Here is a 353-nt window from a genome sequence, read left to right as displayed (position 1 = left end):
CCGTCGACGGTGATGTCGCCCGCGTAGAGGCTGTCGCCGGCCTGGAGTTCGAAGACCCGTCCACCGGTGTCGTCGCCGGAGATGTCGGCGGTAAAGCCCTCGACGTGGAGGTCGTCGATCGGGCTGGTGTAGGTGCCGAGTTTGAAGGAGTAGCCGTCGGTGGGGGCGATGGTGATGGTGGCGTCGTCGCCGACCATGGCGAACTTCGAGAGGCCGGCGATGCGGACCTGGCCGTCCAGGAGGTATTCGCCGGCGGGGAATTTCACGAGGGTGTCATCTTCGGCGACCTGGCGGAGCGTGGAGGTGATCGAGCTGTCGCCGTCGTTGTCGGCGCCGGCCTCGACGACGTTCAC

At 66.9% G+C, this 353-nt stretch carries 1 pseudogene; it reads right to left on the bottom strand.

Annotation, left to right across the window (positions count from 1 at the left end):
- Nucleotides 1-353, bottom strand: a pseudogene (locus QRT08_RS18420) (hypothetical protein); the annotation flags it as partial.

This window comes from Halalkalicoccus sp. NIPERK01 (assembly GCF_030287405.1).
Classification (GTDB): domain Archaea; phylum Halobacteriota; class Halobacteria; order Halobacteriales; family Halalkalicoccaceae; genus Halalkalicoccus.
The sequence above is the reverse complement of the archived record's forward strand: the minus strand, read 5'-3'. Positions and strand labels throughout refer to the sequence as shown.